General features: G+C 71.9%; 20 protein-coding genes. 15 read left to right on the top strand and 5 right to left on the bottom strand.

Annotation, left to right across the window (positions count from 1 at the left end):
* Positions 1-49 precede the first annotated feature (49 nt).
* Complete coding sequence (locus ACX9TP_RS08005) at positions 50-1555, top strand: sensor histidine kinase (protein WP_482979135.1); 1506 nt, start codon at positions 50-52, stop codon at positions 1553-1555.
* On the opposite strand, the gene ACX9TP_RS08000 is transcribed toward ACX9TP_RS08005, so the two are convergent.
* Positions 1539-3335, bottom strand: coding sequence for a methyl-accepting chemotaxis protein (locus tag ACX9TP_RS08000; protein ID WP_482979134.1), 1797 nt, complete (start codon positions 3333-3335; stop codon positions 1539-1541). The genes ACX9TP_RS08005 and ACX9TP_RS08000 overlap by 17 nt on opposite strands.
* 218 nt (positions 3336-3553) lie before the next feature.
* Positions 3554-4897 carry a cytochrome P450 gene (locus ACX9TP_RS07995; RefSeq protein WP_482979133.1) on the bottom strand — a complete coding sequence of 448 codons (1344 nt, stop codon included), beginning with the start codon at positions 4895-4897 and terminating at the stop codon, positions 3554-3556.
* Between the two features lie 361 nt (positions 4898-5258).
* Here ACX9TP_RS07995 and ACX9TP_RS07990 point away from each other — a divergent pair, with 361 nt between their 5' ends.
* The 6 genes from ACX9TP_RS07990 to ACX9TP_RS07965 all read left to right on the top strand — a co-directional run bounded on the left by ACX9TP_RS07990 (position 5259) and on the right by ACX9TP_RS07965 (position 11058).
* Positions 5259-5531, top strand: coding sequence for a hypothetical protein (locus ACX9TP_RS07990; protein WP_482979132.1), 273 nt, complete (start codon positions 5259-5261; stop codon positions 5529-5531).
* Between the two features lie 4 nt (positions 5532-5535).
* The gene (locus tag ACX9TP_RS07985) at positions 5536-7512 is read left to right on the top strand and encodes an enoyl-CoA hydratase/isomerase family protein (RefSeq protein WP_482979131.1); all 1977 of its coding nucleotides are present in this window, start codon (positions 5536-5538) and stop codon (positions 7510-7512) included.
* Entirely contained in the window at positions 7505-8239 is a 735-nt protein-coding gene (locus tag ACX9TP_RS07980) for an SDR family NAD(P)-dependent oxidoreductase (protein ID WP_482979130.1), read from the top strand. Before ACX9TP_RS07985 ends, ACX9TP_RS07980 begins: the two co-directional genes overlap by 8 nt.
* Positions 8229-9992, top strand: coding sequence for a fatty acyl-AMP ligase (locus tag ACX9TP_RS07975; protein ID WP_482979129.1), 1764 nt, complete (start codon positions 8229-8231; stop codon positions 9990-9992). The genes ACX9TP_RS07980 and ACX9TP_RS07975 overlap by 11 nt, the downstream gene beginning before the upstream one ends.
* A gap of 187 nt (positions 9993-10179) precedes the next feature.
* The gene (locus ACX9TP_RS07970; RefSeq protein WP_482979128.1) at positions 10180-10650 is read left to right on the top strand and encodes a hypothetical protein; all 471 of its coding nucleotides are present in this window, start codon (positions 10180-10182) and stop codon (positions 10648-10650) included.
* A gap of 24 nt (positions 10651-10674) precedes the next feature.
* A complete protein-coding gene (locus ACX9TP_RS07965; RefSeq protein WP_482979127.1) occupies positions 10675-11058 on the top strand; it encodes a hypothetical protein in 384 nt (127 codons plus the stop codon).
* Here the strand turns inward: ACX9TP_RS07965 and ACX9TP_RS07960 are convergent.
* Entirely contained in the window at positions 11055-11633 is a 579-nt protein-coding gene (locus ACX9TP_RS07960; protein WP_482979126.1) for an NUDIX hydrolase, read from the bottom strand. The two genes, ACX9TP_RS07965 and ACX9TP_RS07960, sit on opposite strands and share 4 nt — an antisense overlap.
* 161 nt (positions 11634-11794) lie before the next feature.
* Between ACX9TP_RS07960 and ACX9TP_RS07955 the strand changes: the two genes are divergently transcribed.
* Together ACX9TP_RS07955 and ACX9TP_RS07950 are read left to right on the top strand one after the other, a co-directional pair.
* Positions 11795-13201: a sigma-54-dependent transcriptional regulator gene (locus ACX9TP_RS07955; protein WP_482979125.1), complete on the top strand. Its 1407-nt coding sequence runs from the start codon at positions 11795-11797 to the stop codon at positions 13199-13201.
* Positions 13202-13375: 174 nt separating this feature from the next.
* Positions 13376-14437, top strand: a complete 1062-nt coding sequence (locus ACX9TP_RS07950; RefSeq protein ID WP_482979124.1) for a TetR family transcriptional regulator — start codon at positions 13376-13378, stop codon at positions 14435-14437.
* Positions 14438-14446: 9 nt separating this feature from the next.
* Here the strand turns inward: ACX9TP_RS07950 and ACX9TP_RS07945 are convergent, their stop codons facing one another.
* Positions 14447-14983: a hypothetical protein gene (locus ACX9TP_RS07945; RefSeq protein WP_482979123.1), complete on the bottom strand. Its 537-nt coding sequence runs from the start codon at positions 14981-14983 to the stop codon at positions 14447-14449.
* A 120-nt stretch (positions 14984-15103) separates the two neighbouring features.
* On the opposite strand from ACX9TP_RS07945, the gene ACX9TP_RS07940 reads away from it, so the two are divergent.
* Positions 15104-16159, top strand: coding sequence for a hypothetical protein (locus ACX9TP_RS07940; RefSeq protein WP_482979122.1), 1056 nt, complete (start codon positions 15104-15106; stop codon positions 16157-16159).
* Positions 16160-16175: 16 nt separating this feature from the next.
* Here the strand turns inward: ACX9TP_RS07940 and ACX9TP_RS07935 are convergent, their stop codons facing one another.
* Positions 16176-16490 (bottom strand): tetratricopeptide repeat protein, encoded by a 315-nt coding sequence (locus ACX9TP_RS07935; protein WP_482979121.1) that lies wholly within the window; start codon positions 16488-16490, stop codon positions 16176-16178.
* Between the two features lie 61 nt (positions 16491-16551).
* Here ACX9TP_RS07935 and rsfS point away from each other — a divergent pair, with 61 nt between their 5' ends.
* From rsfS to gpmI, 5 genes are all read left to right on the top strand, one after another.
* A complete protein-coding gene (gene rsfS, locus ACX9TP_RS07930) occupies positions 16552-17103 on the top strand; it encodes a ribosome silencing factor (protein ID WP_482979120.1) in 552 nt (183 codons plus the stop codon).
* The gene (locus ACX9TP_RS07925; protein ID WP_267863418.1) at positions 17100-17564 is read left to right on the top strand and encodes a 23S rRNA (pseudouridine(1915)-N(3))-methyltransferase RlmH; all 465 of its coding nucleotides are present in this window, start codon (positions 17100-17102) and stop codon (positions 17562-17564) included. Before rsfS ends, ACX9TP_RS07925 begins: the two co-directional genes overlap by 4 nt.
* 70 nt (positions 17565-17634) lie before the next feature.
* Entirely contained in the window at positions 17635-18786 is a 1152-nt protein-coding gene (locus ACX9TP_RS07920) for an RNA ligase RtcB family protein (RefSeq protein WP_482979119.1), read from the top strand.
* A gap of 26 nt (positions 18787-18812) precedes the next feature.
* Positions 18813-19613, top strand: coding sequence for a GNAT family N-acetyltransferase (locus tag ACX9TP_RS07915; RefSeq protein ID WP_482979118.1), 801 nt, complete (start codon positions 18813-18815; stop codon positions 19611-19613).
* A gap of 74 nt (positions 19614-19687) precedes the next feature.
* The gene (gene gpmI / locus ACX9TP_RS07910) at positions 19688-21229 is read left to right on the top strand and encodes a 2,3-bisphosphoglycerate-independent phosphoglycerate mutase (protein WP_482979117.1); all 1542 of its coding nucleotides are present in this window, start codon (positions 19688-19690) and stop codon (positions 21227-21229) included.
* The last annotated feature ends 1 nt before the right edge of the window (position 21230 follow it).

The following is a 21230-nucleotide window of genomic DNA, read 5'->3' as shown; positions in this document are numbered from 1 at the left end:
CCTTCAGGGCGCGGGGAGCGGCGGCGCTCGGGTAGAGTCCGACGCGCACATGGCCGACGGCGCCGGACACAGCTCGCGGTGGAGGGACGCACTGGGCTCGCTCTCGGCGCGGCTGCTGGTGGCGTTCCTCGTCCCCACCCTGCTGTTCGTCGCGGTGGCGGGCACGGCGGTGTACCAGCTGGCGCGCGCCATCCTCGAGGAGGAGCTGGGCACGAGCCTCTCCGCCATCGCCGCCGCCACCGCCAGCCAGGTCAACGGCGAGCGCATGCTCACCGTGGAGCCCGGCGACGACGTCACCGGCACCCGCACCTGGCGCAACCTGGTGCGGACGCTGGAGGGCGTGCGCGAGGCCAGCGGCGTGCGCCGCGTCTACGCCGTGGACGCGCAGGGCCGCGTGCGCGTGGACGTGGGCGGCGGCCTGCCCGTGGGCGTGGAGATGCCGGAGCTGGCGCGCGACAGGTTGGAGCTGACCCGCGTCTTCGCCGGGGAGCGCGCCGCCAGCCAGGTGCTCTTCACCGGCACCGACGGCCGCCTCTACAAGACGGGTTATGCCCCCGTGCGCCAGGACGGCCGCGTGGTGGGCGCGGTGGGCGTGGAGGGCAGCGCCGCCTTCTTCGGGCCGCTCCAGTCCCTGTCGCGCACCTTCGTCATCATGGGCGCCGGGGCCCTGGCCGCGCTCGCCGTCATCGCCCTGCTCACCGCGCGCGGGCTGGCCCGCCCGCTGCGCCGGCTGATGGACTCCGCGCTGCGCATCGGCCGCGGAGACCTCACCACCCCCGTTCCGTCCGAGCCCACGCGCGAAATCGGCGTGCTGGCCCGCGAGCTGGAGGTGATGCGCGGCGCGCTGGAGAGCCGCGACAGGCAGCTCAAGATGATGCTCGCCGGCGTGGCCCACGAGGTGCGCAACCCCATTGGCGGCATCGCCCTCTTCTCCGGCATCCTCCAGGAGGACCTCCAGGCCGGCGCCCACTCCGAGGCCGGCGAGCACGTGAAGCGCATCCAGCGCGAAGTGGCCTACCTGCAGCGCATCGTCGAGGACTTCCTCGCCTTCGCCCGCGAGCAGCCCCTGGCGCGCGCGCCCGTGGAGGCCCCCGAGCTGCTCTCCGGCGCCTGTGAGCTGCTGGCCGTCGAGGCGGGCGCCCGGGGCGTCGCCGTCGAAGTGGACGCCGCGCCCGCGCGGCTGGAGGCGGACGGCAGCCTGCTCACCGCGGCCCTCGTGAATCTGGTGAAGAACGCGGTGCAGGCCTCACCCGCCGGAGGCAGGGTGCGCGTGTCCGGCAGCGCGGGGGACGGCCGCTACACCATCCAGGTGCGCGACGCCGGGCCCGGTGTGCCCGAGCCCGAGCGCGAGCGCATCTTCGAGCCCTTCTTCACCACGCGCGAGAAGGGCACCGGCCTGGGCCTGCCACTGGCGCGCAAGATTGCGCTGGCGCACGGAGGCGAGCTGCGGCTGGCCTCCGCTCCGGGCGACACCACCTTCATCCTCACGCTGCCGCTGGGAAGTGGAGACGCCACGCCGCCGCCGGGAAGCGGCGCGCTCAGCTCGCCGCGGTGAACTGCCCCGCCATCCGGCCCACCTCCTCGGAGACGCTGGACAGCGTGGCGGTGGCCTCCTGCGTGGACTCCAGGCGCTTCAAGGTGGAGTCCATGATTTGCGACAGGTCGCCGATGGCGGTGAAGATTTGCGAGAAGCCGGCGTTCTGCTGCGTCACCGCGGCGGCAATCTGGCGGGCGGCCGTGGAGTTCTCCTGGGAGATGCGCGACAGCTCCCGCAGCGAGTCTCCGGACGCGCGCATCTGGTCCAGGCCGGTGCCGATGGTGCGCACCCCCTGCTCGCCCATCAGCGCCGCGTCGCGGATGCCCTGGCTGATTTCCTGGAGGATGCCGCGGATGCGCCGCGTGGACTGGATGGACTGGTCCGCCAGCCCGCGAATCTCCCGGGCCACCACCGCGAACCCCTTGCCCTGCTCGCCCGAGCGCGCCGCCTCAATCGCCGCATTCACGGCCAGCAGGTGCGACTGGTCCGCCAGGTCCTTCACCGTCTCGGTGATGTCGCCAATCTGCGTGGTGCTCTCCGCCAGCCGCGCCAGCCGCTGCTGGATGCCGTCCACCGCGCGGCGGATGTCGGCCAGCCCGGTGACGCTCTGCTCCACCGCGGCCTCGCCCTTCTGGCCCAGCTCCTCCGCTCGGCGGGCCACCTGGAGCACCGCGTCCGCGCGGTCGGCCGCCATCAGCGACGTGCGCTTGATTTCCTCCGACGTCACCTGCGCCTCGTGAAGCGCGGCCGCCTGACGCACGAGGCTCTGCTGCTGCTCGTCGTTGGCCGCCCGCAGGTGGCTGCCCGCGTCGCCCAGCTGCGTGGCGGACGCCTGCAGCGCCAGGGGGAGCTTGCGCAGCTTGGCCAGCACCGCGTTCATGCCCGAGGCCAGGGTGCCAATCTCGTCCGTGGACACCCAGTCTGGCGAGATGGTGCGGCCATGCGCCAGCGCCTCAATCGCCACGCCCACCGCGCCGGTGCCCTGCGCCTGCCGACGCGCGAGCATGTACGTGGTGATGGTGGGGAGGATGAGCACCAGGCCCGCCACCCACGCCATGGAGCCCAGCAGCTCCGTCAGCAGCGAGCCGCCCAGCGAGTCCAGCACCTGCCGGGAGGTGATGGCCCCATCATTGGCCAGCTCCGCGCGGAGCACGTCCCGCAGCCCCAGCATCTTCACCGTCATCACACAGCCGCTCAGCAGCAGCGTGGAGACGATGGAGGCCACGAAGGTGAAGGGCAGGAACCAGGACTGGCGCGGCCAGAAGAAGCCGCCGCCGCGGGGCGTGACGCCCGGGTGCAGGCGCTGCTCCTCCATCGCGAGCGGGACGAGCCGCTTCTCCAGGCTCAGCGCGATGGGGAACGACATCACCACGCCGAAGCAGAAGGCGATGGTGGAGCCCAGCACCACGCGCAGCACCTCCTTGTCGAACTCGAGGCACACCGGGATGCTGAAGCTCAGCCCCCCCAGCGTCCACGCCGCATACGTGGTGAAGACGGTGCTCTGCCACGGCAGCCGGAGGATGCGCCCCAGGCGCTCCCCCGGCGCGTCCCCCTGGCGGTGCCGCAGCGCCCGCGCCGCGAGCAGGCGCAGCGCCGCGTACGGATAGATGGTGCCGAAGAAGAAGATGAGCGCGGGGGCGATGCGCGTGGTGGCCCACAGCCCCTCCTCGCTGTTGAGCCCCATGGACAGCGCGATGAGGTACGCGCAGTTCAGGCCGGGCAATGCCACCCAGCTGATGAACGTGAGCGCGCCCTTCCTGGCGAATTCACCGATGACCTGCTCATCCAAGTTGCCCATGACTCGTGTCCCCCCGGACGTGAGCGCGCCCCGCAGCGTGGCTGTCCCCCCGGACGTGGCATGTAACCGCGTTGTTTCCGCGGCCGCGCATGCCCCCGCTCACCCAATGCAGCTTAGTGAGCAACGCCTCGCGGATACCAGCCACCGGGTCCGATTCGAATGCTCACAACTGTGAGAAAGAAATGGAAACCCTGCACTCCCAGCGTGGATGTAACGGTTCAGGCGTACCGGCGCTCTACCCGCATGTGCAGACCGCCGGACGGGGCAATGGTGACCGCCCGACGTTGGGGCCTCACCTGCGCGTCCATGGGGGCCAGCTCGAAGCGCGAGAGCACGAGTCCGAGCACCACCTTCATCTCATACAGCGCCAACGCCATACCGATACATCGGCGCACACCGCCTCCAAAAGGCAGATATTCGAAGGGCGACCAGGCGCGCTCCAGGAAGCGCTCCGGGCGGAACGCATCCGGCTCCGAGAAGGTCTCCGGGCGGTGGTGGGCGAGGTAGATGCACGCGGCCACGGTGACGCCCGCGGGCACCTCGTGGCCCTGGACGCGGAAGGGCACCTGGGTGCGGCGTGCGACGACGGGGATGATGGGGTGCAGCCGCAGCGTCTCCTGGCAGACGGCCTTCAGCCAGGGCGCGGCGCTGCCGGCGAGCGCGGCCGGTGTCGGCTCCGCCCCCAGCCCGCGCAACTCCTCGCGCAGCCGCTCCAGCGCGCCGGGTGAGGCGTGGAGCCAGTGCAGCGCCCAGGCGATGGCCGTCGCCGTCGTCTCGTAGCCCGTCACCACCAGCGTCATCAGCTCGTCGCGCAGCACGCCGTCCTCCAGGGGCGCGCCGTCCTCATAGGTGGCGGCCAGGAGCATGCCGAGGATGTCGCCGCGCTCGCAGTCCTTCACCTCGCGCCGGTGGCGCACCTCCTCCAGGAGGAGCTGGTCGATGCGCTCCAGGCCGCGCTGGTAGGCGGCCCACGCCTCGGACTGCTGCTGCTCCTCGCGCAGCTGGCCGAGGTTGCCGAGGTTGAACTTGGAGTCGTTGAGGAAGGCCTGGATGCGCTCGCTCAGCTCGCTGGCGCGGGCGCCGCCCTCCAGGCCGAACACCGCCGTGAGGATGACCCGCAGCGACACGCGCTGCATGACGTCCTGGATGACGACGGGCTGCCCGGGGCGCCAGTCCTGGAGCGCCGCCAGCGTGGCCTCGCGCACCTGCGCGCCATACTGCTCGATGCGCCGCGAGTGGAAGGCCGGCCCCAGCATGCGCCGCTCCCGCTGGTGGGGCTTCTCCTCCAGCAGCAGCAGCGAGTGCGCGCCGAGCAGCGGCCGCAGCACCACGTTGCCCTCACCCGCGTGCAGCACCGCGGGGTCCGCGGAGAAGATGTCCCGCAGCGCATCCGGGTGGGAGAACATCGCGAACGTGCCGTGACTGCCGAGCTCCAGCGTGAAGGCGTCACCCAGCTTGTCGCGGCAGCTTCGCAGCAACTCATACGGACGCGCTCGCCACAGCAGGGATTGCTGCACCGCTGGAAGCTCGACGCGTGGAGGCAGTGAATTGACAGGCAGCATGCAGAAGCTCCCCCCGAGCTCCTGACGCTACTCCCCCGGGCCCCCGGTGGCTTCGTGAGGCCCGGTAGGGCTCTTCCCGACAGCCAGGGGAGTCAACAGCTCGCATGTCCCCTGTGCGTCGCTTGGGGCCGCCATCTGTCTTTCAGTGCGCAAGAACCAAGGAATGATACAGAGTCATGATACACCCGCTTCTCTTGCTTAGACCATCCCTGTATCTTTTTATCATTCGTTGATTTCAAGCCGGGTGGGGTGGGTTCGGCGCGGTGGGTGGAGGTCTCCCGGGCAATGGGGCGCATTGCTGCTCCTGGATTGGACAACCGGGTCCTGGTTCGCCAGCGACCCAGTGACGGGGGGTTCCGCGATGCAGACCGGGAGCAACACCGATTCCATTCTTCATGCCGTGGTGGCCGCGACGCGGGCCGCATGCCGACTGCCATTGCCCGAGGTCATCAGCCGCGGGCATTGCTTCGTCACGGACCTGGGCTTCGACTCGATGAGCATCGCCCGGCTCGCCCTGGAGCTGGAGGACCGTGTCCAGCAACCGGTGCTGCTGGACGACTGGATTGCCAGCGAGCCGGACCCGTCCGCGCTCACCGTGGGCTCGCTCTGCAACTACGTCGCCGCGCTCGGGTAGCCCCATGTCCACGAAGCTCTTCGGGACGCAGTGGGCGGGCGATGTCCTGGTGCTGACGCTGGACACCCCGGGCTGTGACTTCAACATCTTCAGCCACGAGGCGGCGGTGCAGCTGCTGGAGCTGCTGGAGGGCGTGGACCGCGAGCGGGTGCGAGCGCTCGTCTTCCGCAGCGCCAAGCCGGGCAGCTTCATCAATGGCGTGGGGCTGATGATGGCGGGCACCGCCCAGGTGCCCGAGGACATCCCCCGCATGACGGAGACGGTGACGCGGGCCTACCGCGCGGTGCGCGAGTTCCCCGCGCCCACCATCGCCGCCATCCGGGGCAACTGCTACGGCTGTGGAGTGGAGTTCTCGCTGCACTGCGACTACCGGGTCGCCGCGCGCACGTACGAGACGCACTTCTACATGACGGAGCTTGCCGAGTACCTGTTCATCCCGGCGTTCGGCAGCACACAGGATTTGCCCAGGCTCATTGGCCTGGAGAGCGCCACGGACGCGCTCCTGTGGGGCCAGCGCTGGTCCGCTCCGGAGGCGATGCGCCGGGGGCTGGTGGATGCCTGCTTCGATGACGAGGACTTCGACGACAGCGTGACGCGCTTCGTGAATGCGCTGCTGGAGTGCGGCGCGCCCAAGCGCGGGCAGGTGGACGCACCCGCCCGCGCGCCCGTGCCGACCGACTTCGAGGCGCACACGCGCGCCCGGATTTCGAGCCTGCCGCCGAGCTACCAGCCCGTGTACTCGGAGTGCTTCGACCTGATGCTGCACGCCTCGCGGCGGGCCCGGGCGGACGCGGCGGACTACCAGCGGGAGGTGGAGGCCTGCGGGCGCTCGGTGGTGAACCCCATCGCGAAGGCCGCGCTCTCCATCTTCTTCGTGAAGCGGCTCGCGCAGCACCACAGCCTGCGCGAGCACGAACTGCCGCCGCTCACGCACCTGCTCATCGACACCGAGGACGCGCGACTCGCCGCGTTCGCGGAGGAACTGCGCACCCGGCGCGTGCGCGGCCTGGCGGTGGAGGTGGCGCCGAGGACGCCGCCGCCGGGCGCTCCGGCGGTGCACGTCGCGCGCTACGCCCCCGAGCACGGGCCGCTGCCGGAGGGCACCGTGTCCCTGGCGGTGGACCTGGTGGAGGGCGCGCTGCTGGGTGCTTCGGACCTGGTGCTGTACGCGCCGCTGCTGGAGGCAGGCCTGCCGGTGGTGGAGGTGCGCGCGGGGAAGGACCAGCCCCCGGACAGGGCGCGTACCCTCTTCGCCCTGCTGCACCGCGCGGGCTTCCACCCGGTGCTGTCGCGCTCGACGGAGGAGCCGGTGCTCAACGCCCTGCTGGGCGCGTACCTGGGCCCGCTGGTGGCGCATGTGCTCGCGGGAGGAGAAGCGCGCGACGCCCTCGCCACGGTGCGCACCATCGGCTTCGTGCGCTCTCCGGCGGAGCTCATCCGGGCCCTTCCTCGCGCCACGCTGGCGCTGGCACTGGCGCCGCACCTGCCGGGCGTCGCCCTGCTCAAGCGCATCGAGCGGGCACTGGACGCGCTCGCTACGGCGGAGCCTCGGGGAGCGCATGGCTCCGCGCCGCTCGCGGACGCGGTGTTCATCTCGCTGCTGGGCTTCGTCACCCGGGCGCTCGCGGAGCGCACGCTGGGGCACCCCACGGTGGTGGACGTGCTGGCGCGGGAGCTCATCGACTTCCCGCTCGGGTACGGGAGCCTGTGCCGCTACCTCACCCGCGAGCGGGCCTCGCGCCTGCTGACGTCGGAGGCGGTGCGGGCGCTGCTGCCACGCGGGCCCATGCTGGCGCTGGAGGCCTTCGCATCCACGGGGCGAGACTTCTACCCGCAGGCGAAGCCGGCCGCGCGCCCCGCCAGCCCGGCACCGGCCGTGGCCTCGGCGGTCGCCGCGCAGCCCGTGCCGGAAGCGCGGGCGCCATCCACTCCAGAGCCCTCCGCGACTCCGCAGCCGAATCCACAGGCGCTGCATGTCTGAGCCACGCGTCGCCGTCATCACGGGGGCGGCGGGTGGCATCGGTCGAGCGGTGGTACGGCGCCTGCTGCGCGCCGGGCTGCACGTCGTGGCGACCGACCACGCGGAGGAGTCCCTGCGCGGGCTGGCGGAGGTCAGCGAGGACCAGCCCCGACTGAGCTGCGAGGTGATGGACGTGGCGGACGTGGCCTCCGTGCGCCGTGTGGCCGCGAACATCGACGCGGCCCACCACCGCGTGGACGTGCTCGTCACCTGCGCGGGTGTCTTCCAGCAGGTCTCCGCGCTCAAGGACGACGCGGAGGCCGTGGAGCGCGTGCTGCGCATCAACCTCACCGGCACGCTTCACACCACCACGCACTTCGGCGCCATCATGGCGCGCACCGGCGGGCGCATCGTCCACGTGAGCTCCATCGCCGGGCTCACCGGGGCCGCGCTCGCGGGGCCGTATGCGGCGTCGAAGGCGGGGATGGTGGCGCTCACGCAGTCGCACGCGCGGGAGCTGGCGCCGCACGGCATCTCCGTCAACGCCGTCCTCCCCGGCTACGTCGACACGCCGATGGCCGCGCCGATGCGCGCCACGCTGCAGCAGTTCGTCATGCCTCGCGTCCCCCTGCGCCGCTTCGCGCAGCCGGACGAAGTCGCCGAGGTCATCGAGTTCCTCGCCACCTGCAAGACGCCCTACCTGACGGGCGCGGCCATCCCCATCGACGGAGGTCTGCATGTCGGCTGAGCCCGTCCTCACGGCCCCGTCGTGGAGGCAGGAATCCGCGGCCTGGCTTCCCGACCCGGCGCTCACCTTCCCCGAAGCCTTCGCGCGGCGCGTGGCCCAGACGCCCGACCAGCCCGTGCTCCAGGTGGTCAGCTTCGCCGGACGCGAGCCCCAGGCGCGCCCGTTCACCTACGCGGCGCTCGCGAGCGGAGTCCATCAAGCCGCCGCGCTGCTCGTTCGCGCGGGCGTGCGGCCGGGAGACACCGTGCTGCTGTGCGTGTCCCGGGCGGATGCGTTCTTCTCCTTCCTCGTCGCCACGCAGGTGCTCGGCGCCATCCCCGCCCCGCTGCCGTCGATGGCGGATTTGCAGATGCAGTCGTACCAGTCCCGCCTCCGCTCCGTGGCCCGCGACGCGAAGCCGCGCGCCCTCGTGGTGGACGACGCGCGCGCCCGGCAGGCCGTGGCCGGGGCGCTGGAGGATGGGACGCTCGGCGTCGTGGAGGTGGCGGAACTCGACGGTGAGCCCATGCCCCTGGCGCGCGCCCTCGATTGGGGCTGCCGGCCAGAAGGCCTCGCCTTCCTGCAGTACACGTCCGGCAGCACCGGCGAGCCGAAGGGCGTGGTGGTGCGGCACGACAACCTCGTCGCCAACCTCCGCGCCATCATCGAGGGCGGGCGGATGGACGGGCGCGACGCCGTCTACTCGTGGCTGCCCGTGTTCCACGACATGGGGCTGGTGGCCGGGCTGCTGCTGGGCGTGTACCTGGGCATTCCCGCCTACGTCGCGCCGCTGAAGAGCTTCGTCTACCGCCCGGACTCGTGGCTGCGGGCCATCCACCGCTTCCGCGCCACGTTCAGCCCCGCACCCAACTTCGCCTACCACCTGCTCGCGCACCGCATCCCCGAGAGCGCGCTGCGCGAGCTGGACCTGTCCTCCTGGCGGCTCGCCTTCGACGGCGCGGAGCCCATCGACCCGCGCACGGCCGAGGCCTTCATCCGCCGCTTCGAGCCCGCCGGCTTCCGCGCCACCAGCTTCCGCCCCGCCTACGGGCTGGCCGAGGCGACCCTGGCCGTCTCCTTCGCTCCACCGGATGCCCCCCTGCGCTGTGACACCGTGGAGCGCGAGGCGCTCGCGGCCCGGGGTGAGGCGCGGCCGGTGGAGACCGGGAGCGCGGACAGCACCACCGTCATCAGCGTGGGCCGAGCCGTGCCCGGGCACCGGGTGCGCATCCTCTCCACGGAGGACGGGCGGGAGCTGCCAGAGCGGCACCTGGGCGAGGTGGCCGTGTCGGGCCCGTCCGTGACGCCCGGCTACTTCCATGAGTTGCGCGAGGGCGGAGCGCCGCGCACGGAGCTGCGCACCGGAGACCTGGGCTACCTCGCCGAGGGCGAGCTGTTCATCGTCGACCGGCTCAAGGACCTGCTCGTCGTGGGCGGCCGCAAACATGCCCCCGCCGACGTGGAGCGCGTGGTGGGCGCGCTGGACGGCGTGCGCGGAGGCGCGGTGGTGGCCTTCAGCGTGCGGGGCTCGGAGGGCACGGAGGAGGTCGTCCTCGCCGTCACCCCGGAGGCGGGCTCGGAGCTCGACGCGCTGGAAGGAGTGGTGCAACGGGCCGCGCAGGAGCACTTCGGCTTCCCGGCGCGCGTGGTGCTCGTCCGCCCGGGCGCACTGCCGAAGACGTCCAGCGGCAAGCTCCAGCGCTCCGCCTGCCGCGCGCGGTACCTGGACGGGACGCTCCAGCGTCTCACGCGCGTGCCTGCTCCGGCGACGTAGTCCCTCCCGTCAACGGCATTGACGGTGGGTGCCAACACCGTGGACAGGCTTGCCATGCGTGAGGCCGCTGTCCACCCGGAATGGCACCACGCCTGAGCACCTCAACGGTGCGGCATCCGCCATGCACCATCTCGCCGTGCCCGAGCGCGCGCGACATGACACGCGGGTGCGTGGGCAGGGGTGTCCCATGCGTGATAGCCGGTTCTTCCTCTGTCTGTACGTGACGCTCTTCCTGGCGCTTCCCTCTGCCTGCATGGAGACGGCGGGGCTCGCGGCTCCGGAGAGCGGCTGGGTCGCCTATCCCCTCTTCACGTTCATCATCCCCATCTTCGTGCTCATACAGGCGGTGCCCACCGTGGCGGCCATCGTCACCGCCCGGTTCGTGTACGGCCCGCACTTCCGGCCGCGGCACGCAAGGGGCTTCTGGCGCACGAGGAACGTCGTCGCATGCGTCTCCGTGCTGGCGATGCTCGTGGTCACCGTGGAATTGATGTTCCTCTTCTCGGGTTCCCACCGCATCACCCGCTTCGATGTGCAGTTCGCACTCCTCTTCGGAGCGGGAGCCGCCTGGGTCTACGGAAATCTCGCGGCCCTGCTGTGCCTCATGGTGGAGCTCTGTCGCGGCCATGACGATATGGCACGTGGACCTGGACGTTGAGCGTCGGGCATGAGGCCCGCGTTCATGTCCCCGCTGAAGTCGCTGACCGTGCTCGCCTCGGTCCTTGGACTCGCCTGCGCTTCATCCGCCTCACGGGAGCCCTGGCCCGAGGAACGCTTCCCCGTGGAGAAGCGGCCGGCAAGGTCACCCGACTGCGCCTTCGACCTGTACGAGCAGTTCGCCCCCACGCGGCCGTACCGGGTCATCGGCACGGTGCCGCTCACCCTCGCCGTGTCCGGGCGTGACGACGCCTTCTCCCTCAAGGGCTTGATGCGCAAGACGGTCTGCAAGACAGGCGCGGACGCGGTGCGCCTGGAGCCGCTGCAGACCCGCATCATCGGGCGCGCCTTCGAGCGGGAGTTCCGCGCGAGCCTCCTCGTCTACACGGAGGCCCCGCCTGCCCCCTAGCGTGAGGCCGCGGACACCACGCGCCGCGCCTTTTCCAGCATCCGCCGCAGCGGCGCCTCATCCGCGCGCGCGAGCGCCTCGTCCCAGGTGAGCCACTGCACCCCGGTGGACTCGGCCGGGTCATGCACCAGCGCCTCCGGGTTCTCCGCCACCAAGAGGTAGCGCACGTCCAGGTGGTGATGCTCCGGCTCGTCGCGGCGCGCCGGAATCGTGTGGATGTCCACGTCCAGCGGCCGGGGGGCGGCGGGGTGCACGTGGACACGGCAGCCCGTCTCCTCTCGCGCCTCGCGCAGCGCGGTGGCCTCCATGGCCCCGCCGTCCGCCGCGTCCGCATGCCCGCCCGGCTGCAGCCAGCGCTTCAGCTTCCCGTGGTGCAGCATCACCACGCGCGCGCCTTCCGCGTCCACCACCACCGCGCTGCCAGTGAAGTGGGCCGTGGCCTGCGAGCGCGAGAAGGGCTCTTCCAGCGTGGCGGCGAAGTGGCGCATGCGCTCCAGGTCATCACGCTCCTTGTCGTCCGTGGCGACATGGCGCGCGAGCAGGGTCAGCAAGGGCGTGGGAGCCTGGGAATCCATGCCCATCCACGTACCGTCCCGCGACGGCACGCGCCAGTGCCTTCGCACGGCAGGCGTGCAGGCGGCACGAGCCGGTGTAGGGTGCCGCCCGGGTGTGTTCTCATGCAGGCGCACCCGGGGCGGCCGGTCCCCGGCAGTGCATGGAGAATTCGAGCAACGCCATGGCGCGCATCCTCGTCATCGACGACCACGACACCCTGCGCGAGGGCATGGCCCTCACCCTCACCCGCGCCGGTCACACCGTCTCCGCGGTGAAGAGCGGCGCGGACGGGCTGGCCGCCTGGCGCAAGACGCCCTTCGACCTCGTCGTCACCGACCTGAAGATGGACGGCATGGACGGCATCGAGGTGACCCGGGCGCTCAAGGCGGTGGACCCAGCCGCCGTCGTCATGGTGGTGACGGCCTTCGGCACGATTGAGACCGCCGTGCGCGCCATGCAGGAGGGCGCCTACGACTTCATCACCAAGCCCTTCCCGCCCGAGGTGCTGCGCGCCAAGGTAGACAAGGGCCTGGAGCTGTCCACCACGCGCCGCCAGGTGGAGAAGCTCACCGCGCGCACCGCCGCGCACGACGCGGACGCGGCCCTCACCCACGGCAGCCTCGTGGGCGACAGCGAGCCCATGCATCGGCTCGTCGCCCAGGTGCGCAAGGTGGCGCAGAGCGAGGCCACCGTGCTGGTGCGCGGCGAGAGCGGCACCGGCAAGGAGTTGGTCGCCCGCATGGTCCACCAGATGTCCCCGCGCAAGGACGGCCCCTTCGTCGTCGTGCACTGCGCGGCGCTCGCGGAGACGCTGCTGGAGAGCGAGCTGTTCGGCCACGAGCGCGGCGCCTTCACCGGCGCGGTGAAGCGCAAGCTGGGCCGCTTCGAGCTGGCCGACGGCGGCACCCTCTTCCTCGACGAGATTGGCGAGATTCCCGCCTCCGTGCAGACGAAGCTCCTGCGCGTGCTTCAAGAAAAGGAAATCCAGCGCGTAGGCGGCGAGGAGACGCTCAAGGTGGACGTGCGCGTGGTGAGCGCCACCCACCGTGACTTGCAGGCCGAGGTGAAGGCGGGCCGCTTCCGCGAGGACCTCTACTACCGCCTGCACATCGTCCCGCTGATGCTGCCGCCCCTGCGCGAGCGGCCCGAGGACATCGCCGTGCTCGCCCGCCACTTCGTGGCCAAGCACGCCGCCCGCGTGAATCGCCGCGTCACCGGACTGGACGAGGGCGCCCTGCGCGCGCTCGCCCGCCACGCATGGCCCGGCAACGTGCGCGAGCTGGAGAACGTCATCGAGCAGGCGCTCGTCTTCGCCGAGGGCGAGGTGCTCACCGACGTGGACCTGCCCTCGCACCTCACCGGCGGCACGCCGCGCATGGACGCGGGCCTGCCCGTGCCCCATGGAGACAGGCCCCTGCCCGACATCCTCGAGGACCTGGAGCGGCAGCTCATCGCCCGCGCGTACGAGAAGGCCGGCCGCGTGAAGACGGAGACCGCACGCCTGCTCGGCATCAAGACGTCCGCGCTGTACTACAAGCTGGAGAAGTACGGCTTCCTCCCGAAAGGGACGCCTCCCGAGGAGGGTTGAGCCTCGAAAATCCGTGACACCCCGACCCGCCACCATGACTTTCCACCGCCGTCCCACCCCCTCCCACTCCCACCCGGTGACTCCAAGCCACTGGAATCACCCGGCTTTTCCCGCCGGAGTCGTACCGGAGGACAGGGTCGGTCTGGCATCCGCCTTGCTCAGGAAGCCCCGTCGATGAACCCCCGCCTCCCCGCCCTCCTGCTGTGCCTGCTGCTTGGCGTGCCCGCGTGGGGCGCGTCCGAACTGGAGGCGGTGCGTGGGCGGGCGCAGACGGCGCGCACGGAGGTGCGCTCGCTGCGCGGCCAGCAGCAGTCGCTGCGCGACGAGCTGAACGGGCTGGCGGCGCGAATCGAGGCGCTGAAGGCGGAGCGCCAGGGGCGGCTGACGGCGGGCACGGAGCTGGAGGCGGCGCTGCAGCGCTCGCAGGAGCTGAGCGGCTCGCTCACCGGGCTGGCGCAGTCGGTGGCGGCGGCGGAGGGCGAGTCGGAGCGCGCGCACCTGGCACTGCACACCTCGCTGTCGGAGGAGCTGTCGCGGCTGCGCGCGGCCTGGGATGCGACGTCGGACCGGGGCCAGCGCGCGAAGCTCCTGGAGGCCATGCGCACGGTGCGCGCCGAGCGCGAGGCCGTGCGCGCGGCGCTGCCGGCCTCGCGGGTGCCGGCGCTGGACGGCACGACTTCCGGCGGGGATGACCCCGAGGATTTGCTGGAGCAGGCGGACACGCTGCGCGACACCGAGGACAAGGTGCGCGAGCGGCTCAAGGCCCTGCGCGGGCGCATCACCGAGGTGCGCGAGGAGCGCGACCTGGACCGGCGCATGAACGACTTCCTCGGCGAGGAGTCGATGTTCGACGAGCAGGACCGCCGGCTCCGCGTGCGCCTGTCCGGGGACCGCGTGCAGGTGGACCGCGGCGGGAGTCGGGGCGGCAGCCCCGCCTTCCAGGAGGACATGGCGGGCGCTCCCCCCGGGGACCCCGCGCCACAGCCGGAAGTCGACACGCCCGGCAACGGCCCTGGCGAAGTGCCCCGAAACTACGTGCCGGTCGCCGGCCCGGCGCGCGCGAGCGACCGCCGGCCGCAGGTGGAGTCGGTGCGCGCCCAGGCGCTGGCCGCGGGCGGGCCGGTGGACCTGGCCGCCCTGGAGGCCGAGGCCGCGAAGCTGGAGTCCCTGGCCCGCGAGCTGGACGGCCGCGCCTCCTCGCTGGAGCACCGCGCCCAGGAGCTGCAGAAGCGCTGAAGCGGCCCGCTACAGCAGCCCGCCCTCCACCTCGAGCGTCACCACCGCCTGCAGGCGCACCTCGCGCTCCGGCATGCGCCCGCGGCCGCGGACGATGATGCTCATGGTGGGCGCGGACACGAAGGGCTGCAACTCCGTGTCGTCCACCTCCAGCGAGAGGACGGGGTTGGGCGGCCGGAGGTTCAGCCGGGAGATGTCCTGCCGCCGGGCGATGCGCTCCTCGCGGTCTCCGGCCCGCGCGAAGAACTCCACCGAGTCCAGGAAGGTGAAGTCCTGCTCGTTGGGACTGAGGACCTTGAGCGTCAGGGACTTCACCTTCGCGGACGTCACGTCGCTCTTCTGGACGTCCTGGTTCTTGAAGTCCTGGTTCTTGTCGAAGTCCAGCCCCGCGAAGCTGCTGATGCTCGGGAAGGCGTTGAGGTCGGTGGTGGCGCCGGGGGGCCCCGCGGGCACGGTGGCCTCGCCCTTCAGCTCGGTGGTGAAGGAAGAGGGGGCACAGGCGGCGAGCCCGAGGCCCGCCGCCGCCAGGAGGGACACGAGGCGCATGTATCAAGTGTATCGGTCCGCCGGGGGGCCGTCACCGTCGAGGCCCGCCTGCCGGACGGACGGGCGCGCCCTCCCGCGAGTGGGGCGTGCAGGCGCCGGGCCGGTTATGGTGCGCGCGTCGTGGCCCGCTCCCGCCCACACCTCCTGCTTGCCCTCTGCGTGCTCGCCGCCGGCCCCGCGCCCGCGGCCGAGTGGGAGGGTGCGCTGAAGGCCACCAGCCGGATGCTGGTGGACACCAACGCCTCGCGCGACTTCGCCGACGCCAGCACGGCCGCCAACAACGGCCTGGACGGCGCCTTCAGCCTGCTCGGCTCCGCGGAGGGGCGCGGCACCTTCGAGCGCTCGCAGCTGGTGGGCCGCTACGAATTGGGCGTGCGCAAGTACCTGGGCTTCACGGACGAGGACACGCTGGTGCAGGCCGGCGCGCTGGAGGGCTCGCTCGCGCTGGGGGCCGAGTTCGGCGTGGGCCTGGAGGGCCACGCGAAGGACAGGCGCGGCGGCTCGCGGGCGTACTCCGACTTGGGGACGAGCGCCTTCGTCGAGTACGCCCCCGACGTGCGCCTGGCGCTGCGCCTGCGCGCGGGGGCCCGGCGCTTCGTGTACCGGCCGGACGCCACCGCCAACTTCGGCGGCCCGGAGGTGGGCGTGCTGGGCCGCTACCGCTTCGACCGCCGGCACAGCGTGTCCGTCTTCGGGGACTGGGGCTCGCGGGGCTATGGCACCCAGGCGCGGACGCGGCCCGGAACGACGGTGCCCTCCCCGGGCCGGCGCGAGGACGGGGCCCTCACCGCCGGCGCCTCGTACAACTACCGGGGCCCCGTGGCGCTGGGCCTGACGTACGCCTACCAGGAGTCCACCTCCAACAGCTTCGGGGAGACGGTGCTGCGACACCGCGTCACGGGCAACGCCGGGGTGCGCCTGCCCTGGCGGGTGACGCTGCTGGCCCAGGGCTCGCTGGGCTTCAGCACCTACCCGGACGGCATCTTCCTCTCCCCCGAAATCATCCTCGTGGAGGAGGACGAGGGGCAGAACGCCCTCTCCCTGAAGCTGGCCCGCCCCGTGACGGCGAAGCTGGACGCGGAGGTGTCCTGGGGCCTGTGGAGCACGCGGCTGCCCCGCAATGGGCTCACCTACACGCGCCAGGTCTTCGGCATGGGCTTCACCTGGCGCGACTGACGCGCGGGCCTGCCCCTCAGTCCAGGTCGGCGATGCGCTCGTCGATTTCCTCGGCGAGGCCGGGGTGTCCCTGGGCCAGGGCGTGCTCCTTCGCCCGGCCGAGCACCTCCCGGGCCTTCGCCGTCTCCCCCGCCCCTGCCCAGGCGTCGCCCAGGGCCACCAGGGCGGCGGCATACCCCGGGTCCAGCCGGACGGCGGACTCCAGGGCCCGGGCCGCCTCAGCGTATTCCCGCCGCTCCAGGTACAGCTTCCCCAGGGAGAAATGGCTCATGGGGGAGTCTGGGAAGTTGGCCACCATCTTCTTGAACTGCTCCAGCCGGGCGTCGCTCATGGACACCAGGAGATATTGGACCGCTGTCCCCTTGCCAAGGGTGCGGTAGGGTGCGCGGCACATGGCCACAAAGAAGAAGACGAGCGCGAAAAAGAGCGCCGGCAAGGCACCGGCGAGGAAGAAGACGGCGGGCAAGGCCCCCGGGGGCAGGAAGCCCGCGGGCAAGGCCCCGGCGCGCAAGAAGACTGCGGGCCGGGCCCCGTTGCGGAAGAAGGCGAAGCTGCCAGCCGCCCCGCAGCAGAAGGCCGGCCCCGCGGAGAACCCCCAGGCGAAGGCGCTGGCCCAGCGCATCGCCCAGCTCCTCGTGGACAAGAAGGCCGTGGACGTCGTCATCCTCGACGTGCGGGGCATGACGTCCTACGCGGACTACTTCGTCGTCGCCTCCGGCGAGAGCGACCGCCAGGTGAGCGCCATGGCGGAGAACGTCCAGGTGCAGCTCAAGACGCCCGACGAGGGCGGCCACCGTCCCATCGGCACCGAGGGCCTGGAGACGGGCCAGTGGGTGCTGCTGGACTACGGCGAGGTGGTGGCGCACCTGTTCCTCACGGACCTGCGCGCGCACTATGACCTCGAGGGCCTCTGGGCCGACGCGGCGCGGGAGAAGGTGGCCTGAAAGTCAGGCTCCTCTCCATCGGCAAGGACCGCTCGGGCCTGTATGAGCCCGCGGTCCAGGAGTACGCCAAACGCCTGGGGCACTACACCCGCTTCGAGCTGGTGGAGCTGCCCGAGGCCAGCGGCAAGAAGCTCAAGCCGGGCGAGGCGAAGGCCGCCGAGGCCGACGCGATTCTCGCGAAGCGCAAGCCGCAGGACTGGCTGATTGCGCTGGACGAGCGCGGCTCGCTGCTCGACTCGGTGGAGCTGAGCCGCTACGTCGCCAAGGCGCAGACGGGCGCCAAGGACTTGCTCTTCATCATCGGCGGCGACGAGGGGCTGGACACGCGGGTGCGTGACGCGGCGAACCTCACGCTGTCCCTGTCGAAGATGACGCTGCCGCACCGGCTGGCGCGGGTGGTGCTCATCGAGCAGCTCTACCGCGCCTTCACCATCCTCAAGGGCGAGCCCTACCACAAGTAGGCAGCCGGGCAGGCTCGGGGACACCGGGCCTGTCCGTCAGGGCGGCGCCGGGCGTGGCGTCTGCGGGCCCATGAGCACCGCCGCCTCTCAAACCCCTTCCTCCGCGCCCACCGCGCACGTCCGCGTCATCGCCTCGCCCCAGTCGTGGGTGGAGGGCGAGGCGGTGCGACAACTCGAAGCCATGGCGCGACTGCCCGGCATGCGCCTGGCGGTGGGGCTCCCGGACCTGCACCCCGGCAAGGGCGCACCGGTGGGCGCCGCCTTCACCTCCGAGGGCTTCCTCTACCCCTATCTCGTCGGCAACGACATCGGCTGTGGGATGGGGCTCTTCGACGTGGACCTGCTGGCGCGAAAGGCGAAGGCGGAGCGGTGGGCGTCGAAGCTGGATTTGGAGGGGCCGTGGAGCGGGGACGCGGAGGGCTTCCTCGGGGAGCACGGGGTGAAGGCCACCGGCTTCGAGGCGGCGCTGGGCACGGTGGGCGGCGGCAACCACTTCGCGGAGGTGCAGCGGGTGGATGCGGTGCACGACACGGAGGCCTTCGCGGCGCTGGGGCTGGCGGCGGACCGGCTGCTCCTCCTGGTGCACTCCGGCTCGCGCGGCCTGGGTGAGGCCATTCTCCGGGCCCACGTGGACCGGCACGCGGCGGGCGGGCTGGTGGACGACTCGGCGGAGGCGCGGGCGTACCTCGCGCGGCATGACTCCGCGGTGGCGTGGGCCCGGGCCAACCGGGCGCTGGTGGCCCGGCGGGTGCTGGACGGGATTGGCGCGGTGGGCCGGCGGGTGCTGGACGTCTGCCACAACAGCGTCACCCCGCTGAAGGTCCACGGGCGCACGCAGTGGCTGCACCGCAAGGGCGCGGCGCCGCACGACGAGGGCCCGGTGGTGATTCCCGGCAGTCGCGGCGCGCTGAGCTACCTGGTGACGCCGGTGGGAGACGGGGCAGGCAGCGCGCACAGCCTGGCGCACGGCGCCGGCCGCAAGTGGACGCGCACCGCCGCCCGGGAGCGCATCAAGGAGCGCTTCACCGCCGAGTCCCTCACGCGGACCTCCTTCAAGAGCCACGTGGTGTGTGAGAACAAGGACCTCCTCTTCGAGGAGGCGCCGCACGCGTACAAGGCCATTGACCGGGTGGTGACGGACCTGGTGGAGGCGGGCCTGGTGCGGGTGGTGGCCACACTGGCCCCGGTGCTGACGTACAAGACGCGCTCCAAGGCGGAGTAGCCCGCTCCGCCACCGAGGACGCCCCGATGAAGCCCTTCGTCGCACCGGACTCCCCGCGGGTGCCCTCCGCCATGGAGGAGAACCTGGCGGACCACATGACGTACCTCGCGCGCCGGCTCCCCGAAGCCACGGTGCGGGACGAGCCCGGGCTGCTGCTCGTCGACTCCAGCCTTCCCACCAACACATTCAACGTGGTGTGCCGAACGCGGCTGGGGCCACGGGACGCGGACGCGAGCATCGCCGCCGCCGTGGCGCACTTCCGCGCGAAGTCCCTTCCCTTCTCGTGGTGGGTGGGCCCGGGCGCCCTGCCGGAGGACCTGGAGGCGCGCCTGACGGCCCATGGGCTGACGTGCGCGGAGGCGGAGACGGGCATGGCCGCGGACCTGTCTCGACTGCCGGCACTCACGCTCCCCGCGGGGCTCACCCTCCGCCGCGTCTCCACGGAGCGCGAGCTGGCGGACTTCGCCCGGGTCGTCGCCCGCAACTGGGAGCCGATGGACCCGAGCGTGCTGGACTTCTACGCCCGGACGGCGCACGCCGCGCTCGCGCCCGACAGCCCCGTCCGCTTCTACGTGGGCTACCTGGAGGGCGAGCCGGTCGCCGCCAGCGAGTGCTTCCGGGCGCACGGGGTGGCCGGGCTCTACTCGGTGGCCACCGTGAAGGCCGCCCGGAGGCGGGGCCTTGGCACCGCGCTCACGCTGGCACCGCTGCTGGATGCCCGGGAGGAGGGCTACCGGACGGCCACCCTCCAGGCATCCGCGGAGGGCCAGGGCGTCTACGCCCGGCTGGGCTTCGAACCCCGCGGCACCTTCCGGGAGTACCAGTAGGGGGCCGGACACGGCGCCCGGCGCGGCGCATTTTTGTCCCCTCCGCCCGCCGCCCCCATGGTTAGGGTTCGGCCATGACTCCCGCGCACAAGGTCCTGCTCTGCATCCTGGACGGCTGGGGCATCCGCCAGGAGCGTGATGCGAACGCCATCCTCCTCGCCGGCACGCCCCACCTCGACAAGCTGGCGAGCCCCTACCCCTTCACCGAGCTGCAGACGGCCGGCCTGGCCGTAGGCCTGCCCGAGGGGCAGATGGGCAACTCGGAGGTGGGCCACACCAACATCGGCGCCGGCCGCATCGTCTACCAGGACCTGGTGCGCATCAACCGCGCGGCCGAGTCCGGTGAGCTGGGGCAGAACCCCGTGCTGCGCGCGGCCATGGACGGCGTGAAGGCGGACGGCAAGGCGCTGCACCTGCTCGGGCTGGTGTCCCCCGGCGGAGTGCACTCGTCCATGGAGCACCTGTACGCGCTCTTGCGCGCCGCGCGCGAGCGGGGCGTCCCCCATGTCTACGTGCACGCCTTCCTGGACGGGCGCGACACGCCGCCGCAGAGCGCGCTGGGCTACGTGGAGGAACTGGAGCGCTTCCTCCATGAGACGCACACGGGCCGCATCGCCACGGTGAGCGGGCGCTACTACGCCATGGACCGCGACAAGCGGTGGGACCGGGTGCAGCTCGCCTACGAAGCACTGGTGTATGGCCGCGGCCCCAAGGCGCCAGACGCGCTGAGCGCCATCCGCGCGTCCTACGCGGAGAAGGTGACAGACGAGTTCGTGAAGCCCACGGTGCTGGCCAGCGGTGACGGCACGCCGGTGGGCCGCATCCAGGACGGCGACACGGTGGTCTTCTTCAACTTCCGCGCGGACCGGGCGCGGGAGCTGACCCGGGCGCTCGCGTACCCGGACTTCAAGGAGTTCGACCGGGGCGGGCTGCGGCTGGGCCGCTACGTGTGCATGACCCAGTACGATGAGACGTTCGATTTGCCCGTGGCCTTCGCGCCGGACCAGCCGCAGGACATCTTCCCGGAGCTGCTGTCGCAGAGGGGCCTGCGCCAATTGCGCACGGCGGAGACGGAGAAGTACGCGCACGTGACGTTCTTCTTCAACGGCGGCCGCGAGGTGGTGTACCCGGGCGAGGACCGGCACATGGTGCCCAGCCCGCGCGACGTGAAGACGTATGACTTGAAGCCGGAGATGGCCGCGCGCGAGGTGACGGCGGAGCTGGTGCGGCGGCTCGACTCGGGGACGTACGACTTCGCGCTGGTGAATTTCGCCAACCCGGACATGGTGGGGCACAGCGGCCAGCTGGAAGCGACCATGAAGGCGGTGCGCGTGGTGGACGAGTGCCTGGGCGTGCTGGGCAAGGCGTGCGAGCGCAACGGCTGGGTGATGGCCATCTCCGCCGACCACGGCAACTGCGAGCAGATGGTGGACCCGGTGACGGGCGAGCCGCACACCGCGCACACCCTCAACCCGGTGCCCTTCCACCTCATCCATCCGGACTTCCGCGGGCAGAAGCTGCGCCCCGGCATCCTCGCGGACATCGCGCCCACGCTGTGCAAGGTGATGGGGCTGCCGCAGTCGAAGGAGATGAACCGGATGGGGCTGTTCCCTTGAG

This window comes from Pyxidicoccus sp. M15 (assembly GCF_056858435.1).
This window is presented reverse-complemented; position numbering and strand designations above follow the sequence as displayed.

What these genes read in the sequence shown, in the direction of transcription:
- gpmI (WP_482979117.1), top strand. Translation starts at nt 19,688, where the DNA reads ATGACTCCCGCGCACAAGGTCCTGCTCTGCATCCTGGACGGCTGGGGC.
- ACX9TP_RS07985 (WP_482979131.1), top strand. Translation starts at nt 5,536, where the DNA reads ATGTCCACGAAGCTCTTCGGGACGCAGTGGGCGGGCGATGTCCTGGTG.
- ACX9TP_RS07995 (WP_482979133.1), bottom strand. Translation starts at nt 4,897, where the DNA reads ATGCTGCCTGTCAATTCACTGCCTCCACGCGTCGAGCTTCCAGCGGTG.
- ACX9TP_RS07915 (WP_482979118.1), top strand. Translation starts at nt 18,813, where the DNA reads ATGAAGCCCTTCGTCGCACCGGACTCCCCGCGGGTGCCCTCCGCCATG.
- ACX9TP_RS07980 (WP_482979130.1), top strand. Translation starts at nt 7,505, where the DNA reads ATGTCTGAGCCACGCGTCGCCGTCATCACGGGGGCGGCGGGTGGCATC.
- ACX9TP_RS07950 (WP_482979124.1), top strand. Translation starts at nt 13,376, where the DNA reads ATGAACCCCCGCCTCCCCGCCCTCCTGCTGTGCCTGCTGCTTGGCGTG.
- ACX9TP_RS07990 (WP_482979132.1), top strand. Translation starts at nt 5,259, where the DNA reads ATGCAGACCGGGAGCAACACCGATTCCATTCTTCATGCCGTGGTGGCC.
- ACX9TP_RS08000 (WP_482979134.1), bottom strand. Translation starts at nt 3,335, where the DNA reads ATGGGCAACTTGGATGAGCAGGTCATCGGTGAATTCGCCAGGAAGGGC.
- rsfS (WP_482979120.1), top strand. Translation starts at nt 16,552, where the DNA reads ATGGCCACAAAGAAGAAGACGAGCGCGAAAAAGAGCGCCGGCAAGGCA.
- ACX9TP_RS07960 (WP_482979126.1), bottom strand. Translation starts at nt 11,633, where the DNA reads ATGGATTCCCAGGCTCCCACGCCCTTGCTGACCCTGCTCGCGCGCCAT.
- ACX9TP_RS07935 (WP_482979121.1), bottom strand. Translation starts at nt 16,490, where the DNA reads ATGAGCGACGCCCGGCTGGAGCAGTTCAAGAAGATGGTGGCCAACTTC.
- ACX9TP_RS07965 (WP_482979127.1), top strand. Translation starts at nt 10,675, where the DNA reads ATGTCCCCGCTGAAGTCGCTGACCGTGCTCGCCTCGGTCCTTGGACTC.
- ACX9TP_RS07970 (WP_482979128.1), top strand. Translation starts at nt 10,180, where the DNA reads ATGCGTGATAGCCGGTTCTTCCTCTGTCTGTACGTGACGCTCTTCCTG.
- ACX9TP_RS07955 (WP_482979125.1), top strand. Translation starts at nt 11,795, where the DNA reads ATGGCGCGCATCCTCGTCATCGACGACCACGACACCCTGCGCGAGGGC.
- ACX9TP_RS07920 (WP_482979119.1), top strand. Translation starts at nt 17,635, where the DNA reads ATGAGCACCGCCGCCTCTCAAACCCCTTCCTCCGCGCCCACCGCGCAC.
- ACX9TP_RS07975 (WP_482979129.1), top strand. Translation starts at nt 8,229, where the DNA reads ATGTCGGCTGAGCCCGTCCTCACGGCCCCGTCGTGGAGGCAGGAATCC.
- ACX9TP_RS07945 (WP_482979123.1), bottom strand. Translation starts at nt 14,983, where the DNA reads ATGCGCCTCGTGTCCCTCCTGGCGGCGGCGGGCCTCGGGCTCGCCGCC.
- ACX9TP_RS08005 (WP_482979135.1), top strand. Translation starts at nt 50, where the DNA reads ATGGCCGACGGCGCCGGACACAGCTCGCGGTGGAGGGACGCACTGGGC.